Origin of the sequence: Streptomyces luteolifulvus (assembly GCF_008806595.1) — a bacterium.
GTDB classification, from domain to species: domain Bacteria; phylum Actinomycetota; class Actinomycetes; order Streptomycetales; family Streptomycetaceae; genus Streptomyces; species Streptomyces luteolifulvus.
In genome coordinates this window covers 65,245-78,730 of record NZ_VZRB01000014.1, presented here as the reverse complement: position 1 = coordinate 78,730, position 13,486 = coordinate 65,245, and the positions used below count along the sequence as shown (strand labels likewise).

Below are 13,486 nucleotides of genomic sequence, written 5' to 3'. Positions count from 1 at the left end.
GTAGCATTCCAAGGATTGTGCACTGTCGAACCCCCATATTCGGGCTTATTGGGTTGGCGGACCTGCTCAGGCGCTACCTAACATGAAGCCATGCCTTCAGGAACCGCCCCGGAATGACGACCGAGCCTCCACAGCCAGGCGCGGGCCCGCCCGCTCACGTCGTCCGGCGGATCTTCCACGAGTACTCAAGGGGGCGAGGACTTCAGACCATCGCCGCCGGCTTGAACGAGGACGACATCCCCAAGGGACAGCGGGGGTCCACATGGACCAAGAGTGCCGTCCGCGCGGTCCTCCTCAACCCGCGCTGCGCTGCCCTGGTGCCACTCGGGGACGCCGAGCACGTACGGAACTTGTTCGCCTCCCGCCGACTCAATCCCCCTGGGGCCTCATCCTCCGGGCGACGGCTGTACGTCCTGCGCGGTCTGCTGCGTTGTGCGAGGTGCAACAGGCTGATGGAAGGCACATGGAACAATGGCGAGCCGTACTATCGCTGCCGCTTCCCAGCGGGACGCCCTGTCACGGACCCCGGCCACCATTCCCACAACGTGTACGTGCGCGAGCGGAGAGTGCTGGGCCCTCTCACCTCCTGGCTCCACTCCGTGTGCTCAAGCACTCGGCTGACACAGGCGACGACGGGTACGGCGAGCCCCGAGGAAAGCCAGGAAATGGCCACCAGGGCCGCGCATCACGTGAGAGCGCTGGACGGAAGCGATCCGCGGGCTCAGGCGGAGGCGTTACGAGGCTTGGGGCTCAGGCTGGCATACGCCGACGCCGAAAGACTGCTGCACGTCAAGGCCGTGCTTGAGCCGGTCCAGTTCGTCGTCAAGGAGACGCTCGTGCTCTAGCCGAGCGGCCCCGAAGGGGCGCCGAACCACTGGGGCAGTCGGCCGAGCAGATCCTGCTGGTCCTCACCGGCCCAGGCCACATGGCCGTCCGGCCGCAGCAGCACCGCGGGCACGTCCAACTCCTCACTGACATCGACGACATGGTCGACCCGATCCGCCCACCCCGCCGCCGAGAGCCGGCCGGTCTGGTCGAGCAGCAGTCCGCGGCCGGCGTGCATCAGCTCGTAGAGACGGCCCCGTTTCAGCTGTACGTCACGCATCCGCCGGCCCAGCAGTTCGTGGCCCTCGCCGAAGTCGTAGCGGATCCCGATCGCGGTGATCTTCTCGATCAGGTACCGGTTCACCTCCTCGAAGTCCATCAGTTCCGACAGCAGTCGGCGTACCGCCTGCGGACCCGGCTCGGTGGACAGCAACTCCATCTGCGCACGGGTGTTGTCCAGCACGGCGGCGGCCACCGGGTGGCGTTCGGTGTGATAGCTGTCCAGCAGCCCCTCCGGGGCCCAGCCGCCCACTTCGGCGGCGAGTTTCCAGCCGAGGTTGAACGCGTCCTGGACACCGAGGTTGAGCCCCTGCCCGCCGGTCGGCGGGTGGATGTGCGCCGCGTCGCCGGCCAGCAGCACCCGGCCGACCCGGTAGCGCTCGGCCAGCCGGGTGGCGTCGCCGAAGCGGGAGAGCCCGCGCGGTGAGTGCACGCCGAAGTCGGTGCCGGCGAACGCCCGCAGCTGCTGCTTGAACTCCTCGAGGGTCGGCGGGACCGTGCGGTCCTCCGCCACCCGCTCCGCGGGCACGATGAGGCGGTACACCCCGTCTCCCAAGGGAATGGCGCCGAACCTCAGTTGGGTCTTGCGGACTTCGGCCACCACGGCGGCCAGCGTCTGAGGCGGTACGGCCACCTCCAGCTCGCCCAGCAGCGTCTCGACCTGGGAAGCCTCACCGGGGAAGCCGACGCCCAGCAGCCTGCGCACCGTGCTGCGGCCGCCGTCGCAGCCGACGAGGTGGCGCGCACGCTGACGGGTGCCGTCGGCCAGCTCGACCGTCACCCCGTCCTCGTCCTGGGTCAGCCCGACCAGCTCGCTGCCGCGCCGGATCTCCGCGCCGAGCTCGGTGGCGCGCTCGGTCAGCAGGCGTTCGGTGATGTTCTGCGGGATGGCGAGGACGTACGAATGTGCCGTGTCCAGCCGGTCGGGCCACGACCTGGCGATGCCGGCGAAGAAGCCGCCGACCCTGAACTGCTCGCCGAGCGCGAGGAACCGCTCCAAAAGACCGCGCTGGTCCATCACCTCGATGCTGCGCGCGTGCAGACCGCGCGAGCGGGACAGCCCGGTCGGCTCCGTTTCCTTCTCCAGCACGAGCGTGTGGACGCCGTGCAGCCGCAATTCGCCGGCCAGCATCAACCCGGTCGGTCCACCGCCGGCAATGATCACATCAATCATGACAACCCTGAGTCCGCCCGTTTTTCTCCCTGGGCCGGCGATTGTGCGGCACGACCCGGGCCTTGCCGCAAGCCCCCCTGTGCGCGGTACGTTGAAAGTGGCAAGGAGTGCGCACCTGACCTCCTTGCCTTTTCTGCGCTTGATCAGCCGACGTCGCCGAGCGTGTCCGTCAGCCTGCGCCGGGACGCTCGCCTGGCAGGCAGGGCCGAGACGGCGACCGCTCCCGCGACCGCGGCTGCGCCGAGCAGGACCAGTGCTTCCAGCGGAGGTCGCTGCGCTATTCCCGCGCCGAGCCCGCTGGACTGCCCCTGCAAGTCGATCAGCCACGTGGACACGAACGCTCCCAGAATCGTTCCGGTCACCGCCGCTGCCGCCGCGACGAACCCGGTACTGGTGACGATCACCGCCGTGATCTGGCGGGGAGTGAGTCCGATGGCCTTGAGAGCGAGGAGGTCCCGGCCGTTGTCGCGCAGTCCGGCGCCGATCAGGGTGGACAGTTCAGCGAGGCCGATGAAGGCGAACACGCCCACCAACCCGATGATCACCGCACGGGCGGGCGACAGTTGGTCGGCGGGATTGGCGTTCTTGTGAATCTCCAGACCACCGTGCGAGGACTCGGCCAGTGCCGTGCTGACCTTGTCGGGGTCGGCTCCCGGCGCCAGAACCAGGTTGTAGAACTCCGGTCGCAGTGGACCGGGCGCCGTGCGCAGCGTGTCGACGGTTGTCGAGATCACCCGGCCGTTGTGCTGCGGTTCGATGCTGCGGCCCACGATGTGGAGCACCTGCGGACTGCCCCCCACGGTCATCCGGACCCAGTCACCGACATCGGCTCCCAGCAGGTCGAGCAGTCCCTCGCCCGCCACGGCTTCGTGCGAGTCCCGGATGGTGCGCCCCGCCGCGATGCTGAAGGGGTAGGGGCGGTCCGAGGTGCCCAGTCCGCGGAGCGTGATCGTTCTGGTCTGGCCGGGAACCAGGGCGGCGACCTCGATCCCGGGATAGACCGTGGTCACTCCCGGCTGATCGGCCAGCAGTCTGCGTGCCGTCGCGTCGTCGATGCCTTCGGGCCGGGCACTGAGTTCTGCCGCGAGTCCGATGTCCTCGGGCCGGTTCTCGAACCGGTCCAGGGTGGACCAGGCCCCGAGAGCGACTGTGATCATGAGCAGGGGGATGGCGAGCCGGCCCACGGCCGCGGTGGCGCGCGCCGGCCGGGAGAACGCCCCGCGCCAGCCGAGCAGGAGAGCGGGCGGCGTTCTCAGCCGAAGAGCGAGTCTGGCGGTTCCGGAGAGCCGGCGGCCGCCCCTGGCGGCACCTCGGGCGATGGGAATGGGTGACACACGCCCCGCGCGCCACGCGGCCAGGGTGGTGGCGACGGCGATGACGAGCACCGCACCCAGGGAGGTGGCGAGGATGGCCCATCCGTACCCGGGCAGCTTGCCCCACAGCACCATCGCCTCCCCGATACGACCCGGGAGCAGGGGGCCGATGGTTGCCGTGACGACCGCCCCGATGGCGACACCGATCGCCGCCAGAGCCGAATGCTCGACCAGGAAGGCCCGGACGACCTGGCTCGGCGTGAAGCCGACGGCCTTGAGTACGGAGATGTCGCGCAGGTGCCCGCGCACACGGGTGCTGATCGCTCCGGTCACGGCGACCGCGGCCGCCAGCAGGGCGCCCAGGCCGAACGAGCCGAGCAGCAGCCCCAGGAGTCGGTTGTCACCCTCGGCCTCGGCGCGTGCCTCCTCCCAGGTGGAGACCTTGGCCACCTGGTCGGCACCGAGCAGGGTGACCGCTTGCTGCACGGCGAAGTCGGCGTCCCGCGGGTCGGCGAGCCGTAGTCCGACTGTCTGGCCCATGCGCCGGGGGTCGGACTCGATCTGGTGCAGTTGCGGAGTGAGCACCCAGGCGACTCCGGGGGTCACCCCCCGTGCATAGCGCGGCTCGGCGGTGTCCGCGAGGCCGACGACGTGCAGGGTGGTGTACGCGCCGCTGCTTCCGCGGACTCGCACGGTGTCGCCCGGTTTGGCCCACAGTGCATCAGCGGCCGTTCGTTCGAGCACCACGCCGTCCGGTGTCGCCTCCCCCAGCCAGTTGCCCGAGTCCATCACCGGACGGGCAGTCCCGGGGGGTTGGGGTTCGGCACCGCGCAGTTCGAGCGGCACCCGCGCGCCACCGTGTTCGGCGGCTGTCTGGGTGGTCGGGAACGGGCCGGCGAAGCCCTCGACTCCGTCGAGGTCGGTCAGCTTGTTGGCGCCCTCGGTGGTCCGGGTGTGGATCCACACATGGGCCCCGGACGACTGCGTGAAGACGCGTTGCCACGGGTTGGCCGCGTACTGCAGAAGCGCCCCTGCCAGCAGGAGGGAGGCGATGATCCCCGCGGTGGCAACCACGATGAACAGTGCCTCGCCACGGTTGGCCCGGAGGTCGGCGCGCGCCCAGCGCGCGGTGGCCCGCATCTGTTCAGTCCCTGAGCTTGAGGATGTCGGCGACGCTGCTCGGCACGTGCTCGGGGCCGCCGAGGACGGCGTCGTCGACGACCTGGCCGTCGAAGAAACTGATCACTCGGTCCGCCGTGCTCGCCACCCTCGCGTCGTGGGTGACGAGCAGGATGGTCTGTCCACGCTGATGGAAGCGGCTGAGCAGCCGCATGACTTCGCGGCTTCCCTTGCTGTCCAGACTGCCGGTCGGCTCGTCGGCCAGCAGGAGACGCGGGTGATTGACCAGGGCCCGGGCCAGCGCGACCCGTTGCTGCTCGCCTCCGGACAGCTCACTCGGCATGCTGCGTCTCTTGGCCTCCAGGCTCAGCTCGGTGAGCAGTTCCTCGCAGCTCGTCCTCGCCTGCCGGGGGCTTTTGCCGGCCAGCAGCGCGGGGAGTTCGATGTTGTCGGCCACGGTGAGGTTGGAGACCAGGTTGAAGAACTGGAAGACGATGCCGATGCTGCGCCGGCGCAGCACGGCCCAGCGGGCCTCGCTCAGCGAGTCCACCTGGCGGCCGTCCAGCCAGATACGACCGCTGTCCGGTCGGTCCAGCCCTCCCAGCAGATGCAGCAGGGTGGACTTGCCGGCGCCCGACGGGCCGGTCACGGAAACGAATTCACCCGGCTCGACGTGCAGATCGACGCCCCGGACGGCTTTCGCCTCGACGCCCTCTGCCTTGTATGTCTTCACCAGGCCGAGCGCCTTCACCATGGGCTGTGAACCAGGGGCGCTGGGTGAGGTGTCAGGGCTCATTCCAGCTCCTCCTGACAGCGTTCCAGCCAGTCGAGGTCTGCCTGTAGGTGCAGCATCGCACCCTCAATCATCAATTGCGAGATCCGGTGGTCCCGGTCCTCGGCGGCGGCGAGCTTGGACAGGTCACGCATGGCGTTGAGGCAGTACCGGCGGTGTTTGTTGATCAGGGCGATCTGGTCGGCCGCGCCCGTCTCGTGGGCGAGCGCGAGCTTCATGAAGAAGTCGTCCCGCAGTTTCGGCTCGACGGGCTCCTCGAACCAGCCGGCCACCGCCTCCCGCCCGGCCTCGGTCAGTCGGTAGATCCGCTTGTTCGGCCGACTGGACTGGGCGACGTCCTCGCCATCGATCAGATGTGCGTTCTCCAGCCTGCTGAGCGTGACGTAGACCTGCCCGATGTTCGGCTGGGGGTAGGCTGCACCCATGAGCCGCTCGAGGGCCTGCTTGAGTTCATAGCCGTGAGCTGGGCCCCTGGACAGGAGTACCAGAAGGGCGAGACGCACTCTGAAGCTCCTCTCCTCGCCGCGGACCGGGGAACCTCGGCTTCCGTCGGCTCCCCCGCCCTTTCTTCTGAGCTCTGGAATCCGTCATGGCTAACAGGTATGCATAGAGCATACGTCCAGAACCGCCGAACGCGGCATACACCGGGAGGCATCCATGCAATGGGCGCGAACTGCGGGTGGCGGGCTCCTTGCGGGAGCCCTGCTGCTCACAGGATGCACCGGTGACGGCAGCGCGGAGCTCTCCTCGGGCACGGACGAGATCACCTTCGTGACGGGCGGTGACATCACCGACTACCTGCGCGACGTGCTGGGCGAGTGGAACCGCTCGCACCCCAGGGAGAAGGTGAAGGTGATCGAGCTGCCGGAGGCCGCGGACGAGGTTCGCGCACAGATGGCCAGCGGTCTTCGGTCGGGCAGCAGCCGTTTCGACGTCCTCAACATCGACGTGACGTGGACCTCGGACTTCGCCGCCGCCGGTTGGATCACCCCGGTCGACGGCGACCGCTTCCCGCTCGGACAGTTCCTGCCCCCGGTCGTGGACACGGCCACCTTCCGCGGGCAGCTGTATGCCGTCCCGTACGTCACCAATGCGGGACTGCTCTACTACCGCAAGGACCTCCTCCGGCGCGAAGGCCGGCAACCGCCGCGGACCTGGCGCGAACTCGAGCAGCTGGCGAAGTCGGTCGCACCGAAGTACGGCCTCGACGGCTATGCCGGCCAGTACCTTCCGTACGAGGGTCTCACCGTCAACCTCGCCGAGGTCATGCAGTCCGCGGGAGGCCAGATCCTCAACCCGGAGGGGACACGCGTCGCCGTCGACTCCGCCGCGGCCCGCGAGGGCCTGGGCTTCCTTTCGCGGGGTGTGCGCGACGGCTGGATCCCCAGGCGGGCGCTCGCCTACAAGGAGGAGGAGTCCCGCCTCGCCTTCCAGAACGGCCGTCTGCTCTTCCTGCGCAACTGGCCCTATGTGTACGACCTGGCCAACGAGAAGGGGTCCAAGATCGCCGGGAAGGTCGGCGTGGTCCCGCTCCCGGGTCCGAACGGTCAGGGTTCGAGCATTCTCGGCGGCTCCAACCTGGCCATCAACACGCACTCGGCGCACAAGAAGTCGGCGTCCGAGCTGATCTCGTACCTGACGAGTGCCCGGGTCCAGCGGGAGGTCCTCACTCAGGGGTCGCTGCCGCCCGTGCGCGCCGCTTTGTACACGGACCCGGCGCTGATCCGCAGGTTCCCGTACCTGCCGACGCTCAAGCAGAGCATCCTCACGGCCAGGCCGCGGCCCAAGAGCCCGAACTACGAGCAGGTGAGTCTGGCCGTCCAGGCTGTCGGATACGACGCCCTGGCCGGGCGGCAGACACCCGACGCCGCGGTGGCCCGCCTCGCCCGTGAGCTCAACGACATCGTCCGTTGACGCTGAGCGACCGAACACGGTAGCTGCGCCGGAACTCCTCCCGCACGTCGCCGCAGGTCACAGGGACGCCGACCGTTTTCCGGGCATAGTGCCTTGATCCTTCCCCTAACACCATTGACACACCATCCCCGCAGATACTTAACATGTATGCATAACCAAGCCCGGCTCCAGAGGTCCCCCTCTACTGCCGACACCGCGAAGCCGCACTCCCCGGCGGGATCGCAGTCCGTCTTCTCCAGTCCGAACAAGTCAGGACGGTCACTGGACATGCTTACAACCCCGGTTGCAAGGGACGCCTTGGACGGTGTGGGGGAACCCGCGTCCCTGACAGGCACCATGCTGGCCCCCCAGTGCCGCTATCAGTCGGCCTTCCCGACCGTCGCACAGTCGGTCCCCGCCACCCGTCGCGCCGCGCGGGCGGTCCTCACCGACTGCACCCCTGGCATCGACGAGGAATGCCTGGACCGCGCCCTGGTGATCATCACCGAGCTCGTGGCCAACACGGTCAAGCACGCCGCCCGGCTGTCCCCCTGCGCCGAGCTCACCCTGATCGCCGATGACCGTGCCCTGACCATCGCCGTGCACGACGGTGACCCCCGCCTCCCCTGTGTGCCGGCCGCGTCGTCCCCGGACTGCATCGGCGGATGGGGCCTGCGGATGGTCCAGGACCTCGCGGCCGAGGTGGGCGGCACCCTCGAAGCCCACTCCGATCCGCACCGCCGAGGCAAGACAGTGCGGGTTTCCCTCCCCCTGTGACCAGCCCGGTACGACGTACTCGGCGGACATCTGAGTAGTTCTCCCCTACTGGCCGGCGATGCCTCTGCGCAGACTCAGGACAGGCGTCGCGTCGCTCATGGGTGGCCTGGCCGTGAGTTCACATCGGAAAGGGCAGAGGGTTGACCGAACGACGTTCGGCCATCGTTACTGGGGCGGCCGGCGGAATCGGACGGGATGTCGCCGTACGACTTGCGGCGGACGGCTACGACATTGCCTTCTGTGACGGCAAGGGCACGAAGGGCGCTGCCGAGACAGCCGAGCGCATCCAGGATCTGGGCAGCAAGGTCTTCTTCTCGTCGTGCAACGTGGCCGACCAGGACGACGCGGATCGCTTTGTGCGCCAGTCCGCCCACAGCCTGGGCCCGGTCAGCGTCCTCGTCAACGCCGCCGGCATCGTCCTCACCGACCCGTCAGTGACCCCGCCGGACGACTGGGGGGACGTCAGCGACATCAACCTCCTCGGCACGTTCAACCTCTGCCGGGCCCTGGTCCCGATGCTGATCGGCCGGGGAGACGGAGCCGTCGTCAATCTGTCGTCCGTCTCCGGCCGCCACGACGATGCAGACGCCCTGGCTCGATGCTCGGTGGTGAACACAGGCATCCAGGGCATGAGCATCGCCTTGGCCAAGGAAGTCGTGCGGCACGGCATCCGCGTCAACGTGGTCGCTCCTGGCCTTGCCGGTGCGACCGGGTGCGGCGACGAGGTCGCCGCCCTGGTTTCGTTCATCGTGTCGGGCCGGGCGGCCTCCCTCACCGGCAAGGTCATCTACGTGGCGTAGCCGCGTGGGGCTTCAGCCGGTGAATCGTCCCTGTCGAGAATGCTCGTGATCACGAGGTGCTGTCGATGAATCATTTCGTGCAGCAGTCGTCCTGCATGATTGCCGATGGTTTGACAGCTGTCCTCCCACAACACTGCCTTCTCCCACTGACGCAGGGTCAACTCCTGAAAGTGCGCGGCAATGACGGTGGTCGACACCTCGATCCCCTTCGCGACGATCCAGGGGTCCTGCTCATTGGACACATCAGGCATCGGCGGTTGCACCCGGTCGAGGTGCCCGGCCACGCCGTGAGGCAGCAAGGCGCATAACGCGAGGGCGAAGTCATGGCTGGCGCGCCAGAGCCGGCAGGCGTGCTGCAGCGGAGAAGGAGCGCCTGACGCGCGGAGTTCACTCAGGCGGCTGGGGTGGCGTGTCGTCAGCAGTCGACGCCAGGCGGATTCATTGATGGCGATCAGCTCTGCGGCTTCTTCACGGCGAATCGACGTGGGGTCAAATCGGCATTCCTGGCAGAGAGAGGAAGCATCGGAGGTCGTTTCTGTGTCCGTTAAGTGCATGGGTATCGCTCCTGGCTCCTATGACCACGGCAGGTGGGTGGTTTCTCATCGCCGAAACCGGAGCCAGCACCTCCAGCGGGGAAGTTCGGGTGAGGTGCTGACTCCGGCGCTCCATATGACCGAACCGGTCAAAACGCCCTGGACGAAGGGCCATGGGAAGCCGAAGAAGAGAATCCCCCGGTCTGTGCTGGTCGACAGACCTGCGGACTCAGTCCCTGTAGGCGTCGCTTGCCGCGTCCTCGAGCTTCTTGGCGGTGCCCTCCGCGTCGGTGGGCGTGAGCAGGAAGTCCTGGAGAATCTTCCATTCGCCTGCGCCCGCGGTACCGCCGAAGGCGGCGGGTGCCTGGTCGGACATGTCGAACCGGACTCCGTCCCCGGCTTTGATCAGGGCGGCCGCGAGTGCACGGGTGGTGGGGTCGTGATAGGCCTCCGGCTTCACGCCGCGGTTCGGCGACAGGAACCCGCCCTGCCTGGCCCATACGGTCGCGGCTTCGGGGGTGGCCAGGTACTCGACCAGCTTCATGGCCGCCTTCCGGTTCTTGCCGGCTCTGAGCACCACGGCGGCATCCCCGCCGCCGACGAAGGGCGCCTTGCCCCCGGCGACGGGGGGGAAGTGGAACATCTTGGCGTCCTCGCCGACCTTCTTCTTCAGATCGCCCGATACGACGGCGCCGACGAAATCGCCCTCGTAGACCATGCTCGCCCCGGGATCGTCACCGAAAACGCGCCGCACGGACGTGGGGAAGTCGGTCTTCAGCGATGCGCCCGCGCCTCCGGCGACCACGCCGTCCTGGGTGAACAGCTTCCCGAAGGTGGTGAGCGCGGTGACGACCGTGGGATCGGTCCACTTCACGTCATGCCTGGCCAGCTTGTCGTATTTGTCGGGCCCTGCCTGGGAGAGGTAGATGTTCTCGAACCAGTCCGTGAGGGTCCAGCCGTCCCGGCCGCCGACCGCGAACCCGCCGAGTCCCGACTCGTTGACGGTCTTTGCGACCTTGACCATCTCGTCGAAGGTCTTCGGAGGACGCACATCTGCACGCGCGAACGCGTCGGTGCGATACCAGACCGTCGACTTGTCGGTCGCCTTGACGTACAGACCGTAGTAGATACGGGAGACGGTGCCGTACGACCTCCAGATGGGGGCGTAATGAGCGGCGACTGTGGTGCCCACGCGCAGCGAGAGCGGCATGAGCCAGCCCTTCCTCGCGAACTGCAGCAGCACACCGACCTGGGGGACCATCGCGACGTCCGGGGCGTTGCCGCCCGCGATCTTGCTGCCCACGACTTTCGAGAAGTCGTCACCGGTGGAGATGAACTTCACCTTGGCGCCGGTCTTGGCGGAGAACGCGTCGAGGACCTTCTGGAAGTTGTGCTGCTCGGCATCAGTCCACACACCCGCGACGGTGACCGTCTGCCCCTCGAGTTCCCGACCGCCGCCTCCGGGGATCAAGCCGTCGATGCTCCCGCAGCCGACTGCGGTGGCCACGAGGACTGCTGTGGTGATGCCTGCTCCCGCAGCGCGCTTCATTGCGTTCTCCTGTCCTTGAAGACCTGGCCGGGAAGGGGAGATGGAGGTGGAGGTGGTGATGGGCGGAGTGACGGCGCACGGGAAGGCAGTTCGCACGTCGCTCAGGAGCCCTCCTTGGGTCGCCGTCACGACCAGGGGGAGGCGCATGGGGGGAGAACACTCCGTCGCGAAGGGCAGGTCCTGCCTCAGCTCGCCTGCGGAGTAGATACATGTTATGTAACGTGGACGCCTGAATGTCAACGGCAAGAACAGCTTGTTTCCCGTGGAGATCTGTCCATTGACCTGGCGGGCGTTAATCTATCTGTTATGCATGCCATGGATGTAGGTTCGTCGAGGGGCGATACGGACCCGGAACGCTGGGAGGGAGGCGTAGCACCGTGCGCCTGGCGTTGCTTGCGCTGCTCGCGAAGGAGCCCGCGCACGGCTATCAGCTCAAGCAGAGCCTCGAGCGGACCTTCGGCGCGGCGTACCCTCACCCGAACATAGGCCAGATTTACGTCACCTTGGGCCGACTGGAACAAAGTGGACTCATCCAGGGCCAGGATGTCAACCAGTCCAGCCGCCCCAACAAACGGGTCTACGAGATAACCGAGGACGGCCGGGAGTACCTCGCCGGGTGGTTCGCCAAGCCGACCGACGGCCCTCGTGTACGGGACGAATTCTTCATGAAGCTCGTCCTGGCCCCGGCAACCGGCATTGCCGACCGGCAAGCGCTCATCAACCAGCAGCGCCGCCACTGCCTCAGCACCATGCGAGGCTTGTCCCGGCTTGCCGCCGCGGAGGACAGGGACAACCGCGCCGCGCACTTGCTGATCGAGGGAGCAGCTCTGCACCTGCAAGCAGACCTGGATTGGCTCGAACGCTGTCAGGACGAGCTCGCGGACTCATGGAGCGCCGAGGAAGACAAGCCGATAGGCTGAAAGTGCCTGGCGAAACTCGTGTGCCCTCAACGGAGCTCCAGCGACCCTGCACAGGGAGGAACCGTGGCCGGTCAGTTCGAGGCGACAGCCGAGATCAACCGTCCTGTCGAGGAGGTCTTCGCCTTCCTCGCCGAGGGAACGAACGACCCCGAGTTCAGCCCCAGGGTCCTTCGGATCACGAAGTCTCCTGAGGGACCGACAGCGGTGGGTACCGTCTTCACGAGCACGGTCAAGGACGCCGGCATGAAGACGGGCCGGCAGTTCCGCATCACCGAATTCGAGGCACCCCACCGGATCCGCTGGGCGGAAACCTCGAAGAACATCGTGACGGCGGACGAGGGCGGCTACGACCTGGAGGCCACCGGTCCGGGCACGACCAGGCTGAGGATCTTCAATGTCCTCGAAGGGCATGGCATCGGCAAGCTGCTGGTAGGCTTCGCGCTGAGCGCGGCACGCAAGGATGCCACCGCGTTCGGACAGCGGATCAAGGCGGCAGTGGAGGCGTCCTGACGGACGGGGAGCCCATGCTGCGACCGCGGCTGTCTGTCCGCACTACTTGGTACGCAGCATGAGAGCGTGGCGAGTGTTGTCGCCGTAGACGCCGGTCTCGTCGCCGCGGATGCCGTACCACTCCTGGAATCTGGCCACGGCAGCCCGGAGTTCCGTACCGTAGCGGCCATCAATCGCGCCGCCGTCGTAGACATTCGGGACCTGAAGCAGACGCACCTGCAACTCGTACACTCCGTGACCGCTGTCGCCCTGGCGCAGCACGCCCGTGCCCGGGATCTCGGGGAGCGGGGAATCGGGCACGTCGGGCGCAGGACTACCCACCTGTCGCGGCGGTGGGGAGGGGACCCCGGGCATGAGGCTGTCGTTGACCATCAGCGAGGAGGCGAGAATCAATCCGCTCGCGGCGCCCACCCCGAAGACTCCCACGAGGCGGGCTTCCCGTCGGTCGGTGAAGCGCAGCCATCCTCGGCTCTTTCTCGTTGCGTGCGCCTGGGCGCTCGGCGGCGACGATGTCGATGGTGGGGCGGCGAGTTGGTCCGCATGCGGGACCGGGCGCTGGGTGGCCGGGGGCGGTAGGGCCACCGGCGGCGTGGGATGCGTCGGATATGCCGGATGTGCTGGATGTACCAGAACCGGCTCGGGCTCGACCGGCTCGGGCTCGACCGGTGCACGCACGACCGGTGCGCGCACGACCGGTGCAGGCGCGACCGGTACACGCACGACCGGTTCAGGCACGACCGGTACACGCACGACCGGTTCAGGCACGACCGGTGCACGCACGACCGGTTCAGGCACGACCGGTTCGCTGTACTTATCCCAGGACGGCGGCGAAAGGTCGGCACCGGTCTGCTGCTCGTCGGCTGCGTAGAGGTTGGCGCGAGCCGCATCCAAGGCGTCCAGCACGGCTTGAAAGGAGTCCTGTATCTCCTGCGCGATGTCCGAGTTGGAACCAGGAGCGGGTTCTGGTTCGTTGTCGTCGAGGCCCATCGGCAGTCCTCCTT

General features: G+C 67.7%; 12 protein-coding genes and 1 pseudogene. 6 read left to right on the top strand and 7 right to left on the bottom strand.

Annotated elements, in window-relative coordinates:
* Positions 1 to 113: 113 nt before the first annotated feature.
* Positions 114 to 494 (top strand): annotated as a pseudogene (locus tag F7R91_RS44275) (recombinase family protein); the annotation flags it as partial.
* A 347-nt stretch (positions 495 to 841) separates the two neighbouring features.
* Here F7R91_RS44275 and rox read toward each other — a convergent pair.
* From rox to F7R91_RS21045, 4 genes are all read right to left on the bottom strand, one after another.
* Positions 842 to 2,278: a rifampin monooxygenase gene (gene rox / locus F7R91_RS21060; RefSeq protein WP_150950633.1), complete on the bottom strand. Its 1,437-nt coding sequence runs from the start codon at positions 2,276 to 2,278 to the stop codon at positions 842 to 844.
* 143 nt (positions 2,279 to 2,421) lie between these two features.
* A complete protein-coding gene (locus tag F7R91_RS21055) occupies positions 2,422 to 4,731 on the bottom strand; it encodes an FtsX-like permease family protein (protein WP_150950632.1) in 2,310 nt (769 codons plus the stop codon).
* 4 nt (positions 4,732 to 4,735) lie between these two features.
* Positions 4,736 to 5,506: an ABC transporter ATP-binding protein gene (locus tag F7R91_RS21050; RefSeq protein WP_150950631.1), complete on the bottom strand. Its 771-nt coding sequence runs from the start codon at positions 5,504 to 5,506 to the stop codon at positions 4,736 to 4,738.
* Positions 5,503 to 6,006 carry a PadR family transcriptional regulator gene (locus F7R91_RS21045; RefSeq protein ID WP_150950630.1) on the bottom strand — a complete coding sequence of 168 codons (504 nt, stop codon included), beginning with the start codon at positions 6,004 to 6,006 and terminating at the stop codon, positions 5,503 to 5,505. Before F7R91_RS21045 ends, F7R91_RS21050 begins: the two co-directional genes overlap by 4 nt.
* A gap of 154 nt (positions 6,007 to 6,160) precedes the next feature.
* Here F7R91_RS21045 and F7R91_RS21040 point away from each other — a divergent pair, with 154 nt between their 5' ends.
* From F7R91_RS21040 to F7R91_RS21030, 3 genes are all read left to right on the top strand, one after another.
* A complete protein-coding gene (locus F7R91_RS21040; RefSeq protein ID WP_150950629.1) occupies positions 6,161 to 7,417 on the top strand; it encodes an ABC transporter substrate-binding protein in 1,257 nt (418 codons plus the stop codon).
* Positions 7,418 to 7,753: 336 nt separating this feature from the next.
* Positions 7,754 to 8,173, top strand: coding sequence for an ATP-binding protein (locus tag F7R91_RS21035; RefSeq protein WP_191971576.1), 420 nt, complete (start codon positions 7,754 to 7,756; stop codon positions 8,171 to 8,173).
* A gap of 140 nt (positions 8,174 to 8,313) precedes the next feature.
* Entirely contained in the window at positions 8,314 to 8,973 is a 660-nt protein-coding gene (locus tag F7R91_RS21030) for an SDR family NAD(P)-dependent oxidoreductase (protein ID WP_225320716.1), read from the top strand.
* Here F7R91_RS21030 and F7R91_RS21025 read toward each other — a convergent pair.
* Together F7R91_RS21025 and F7R91_RS21020 are read right to left on the bottom strand one after the other, a co-directional pair.
* A complete protein-coding gene (locus tag F7R91_RS21025; RefSeq protein WP_150950626.1) occupies positions 8,961 to 9,527 on the bottom strand; it encodes a hypothetical protein in 567 nt (188 codons plus the stop codon). The genes F7R91_RS21030 and F7R91_RS21025 overlap by 13 nt on opposite strands.
* 208 nt (positions 9,528 to 9,735) lie before the next feature.
* Positions 9,736 to 11,055, bottom strand: a complete 1,320-nt coding sequence (locus F7R91_RS21020) for an ABC transporter substrate-binding protein (protein WP_150950625.1) — start codon at positions 11,053 to 11,055, stop codon at positions 9,736 to 9,738.
* Between the two features lie 377 nt (positions 11,056 to 11,432).
* Between F7R91_RS21020 and F7R91_RS21015 the strand changes: the two genes are divergently transcribed.
* Complete coding sequence (locus tag F7R91_RS21015) at positions 11,433 to 11,975, top strand: PadR family transcriptional regulator (protein WP_150950624.1); 543 nt, start codon at positions 11,433 to 11,435, stop codon at positions 11,973 to 11,975.
* 63 nt (positions 11,976 to 12,038) lie between these two features.
* Positions 12,039 to 12,485, top strand: coding sequence for an SRPBCC family protein (locus F7R91_RS21010; RefSeq protein ID WP_150950623.1), 447 nt, complete (start codon positions 12,039 to 12,041; stop codon positions 12,483 to 12,485).
* Between the two features lie 42 nt (positions 12,486 to 12,527).
* Here F7R91_RS21010 and F7R91_RS42825 read toward each other — a convergent pair whose 3' ends face one another.
* Positions 12,528 to 13,472, bottom strand: coding sequence for a peptidoglycan-binding domain-containing protein (locus F7R91_RS42825; protein WP_225320715.1), 945 nt, complete (start codon positions 13,470 to 13,472; stop codon positions 12,528 to 12,530).
* Positions 13,473 to 13,486 lie beyond the last annotated feature (14 nt).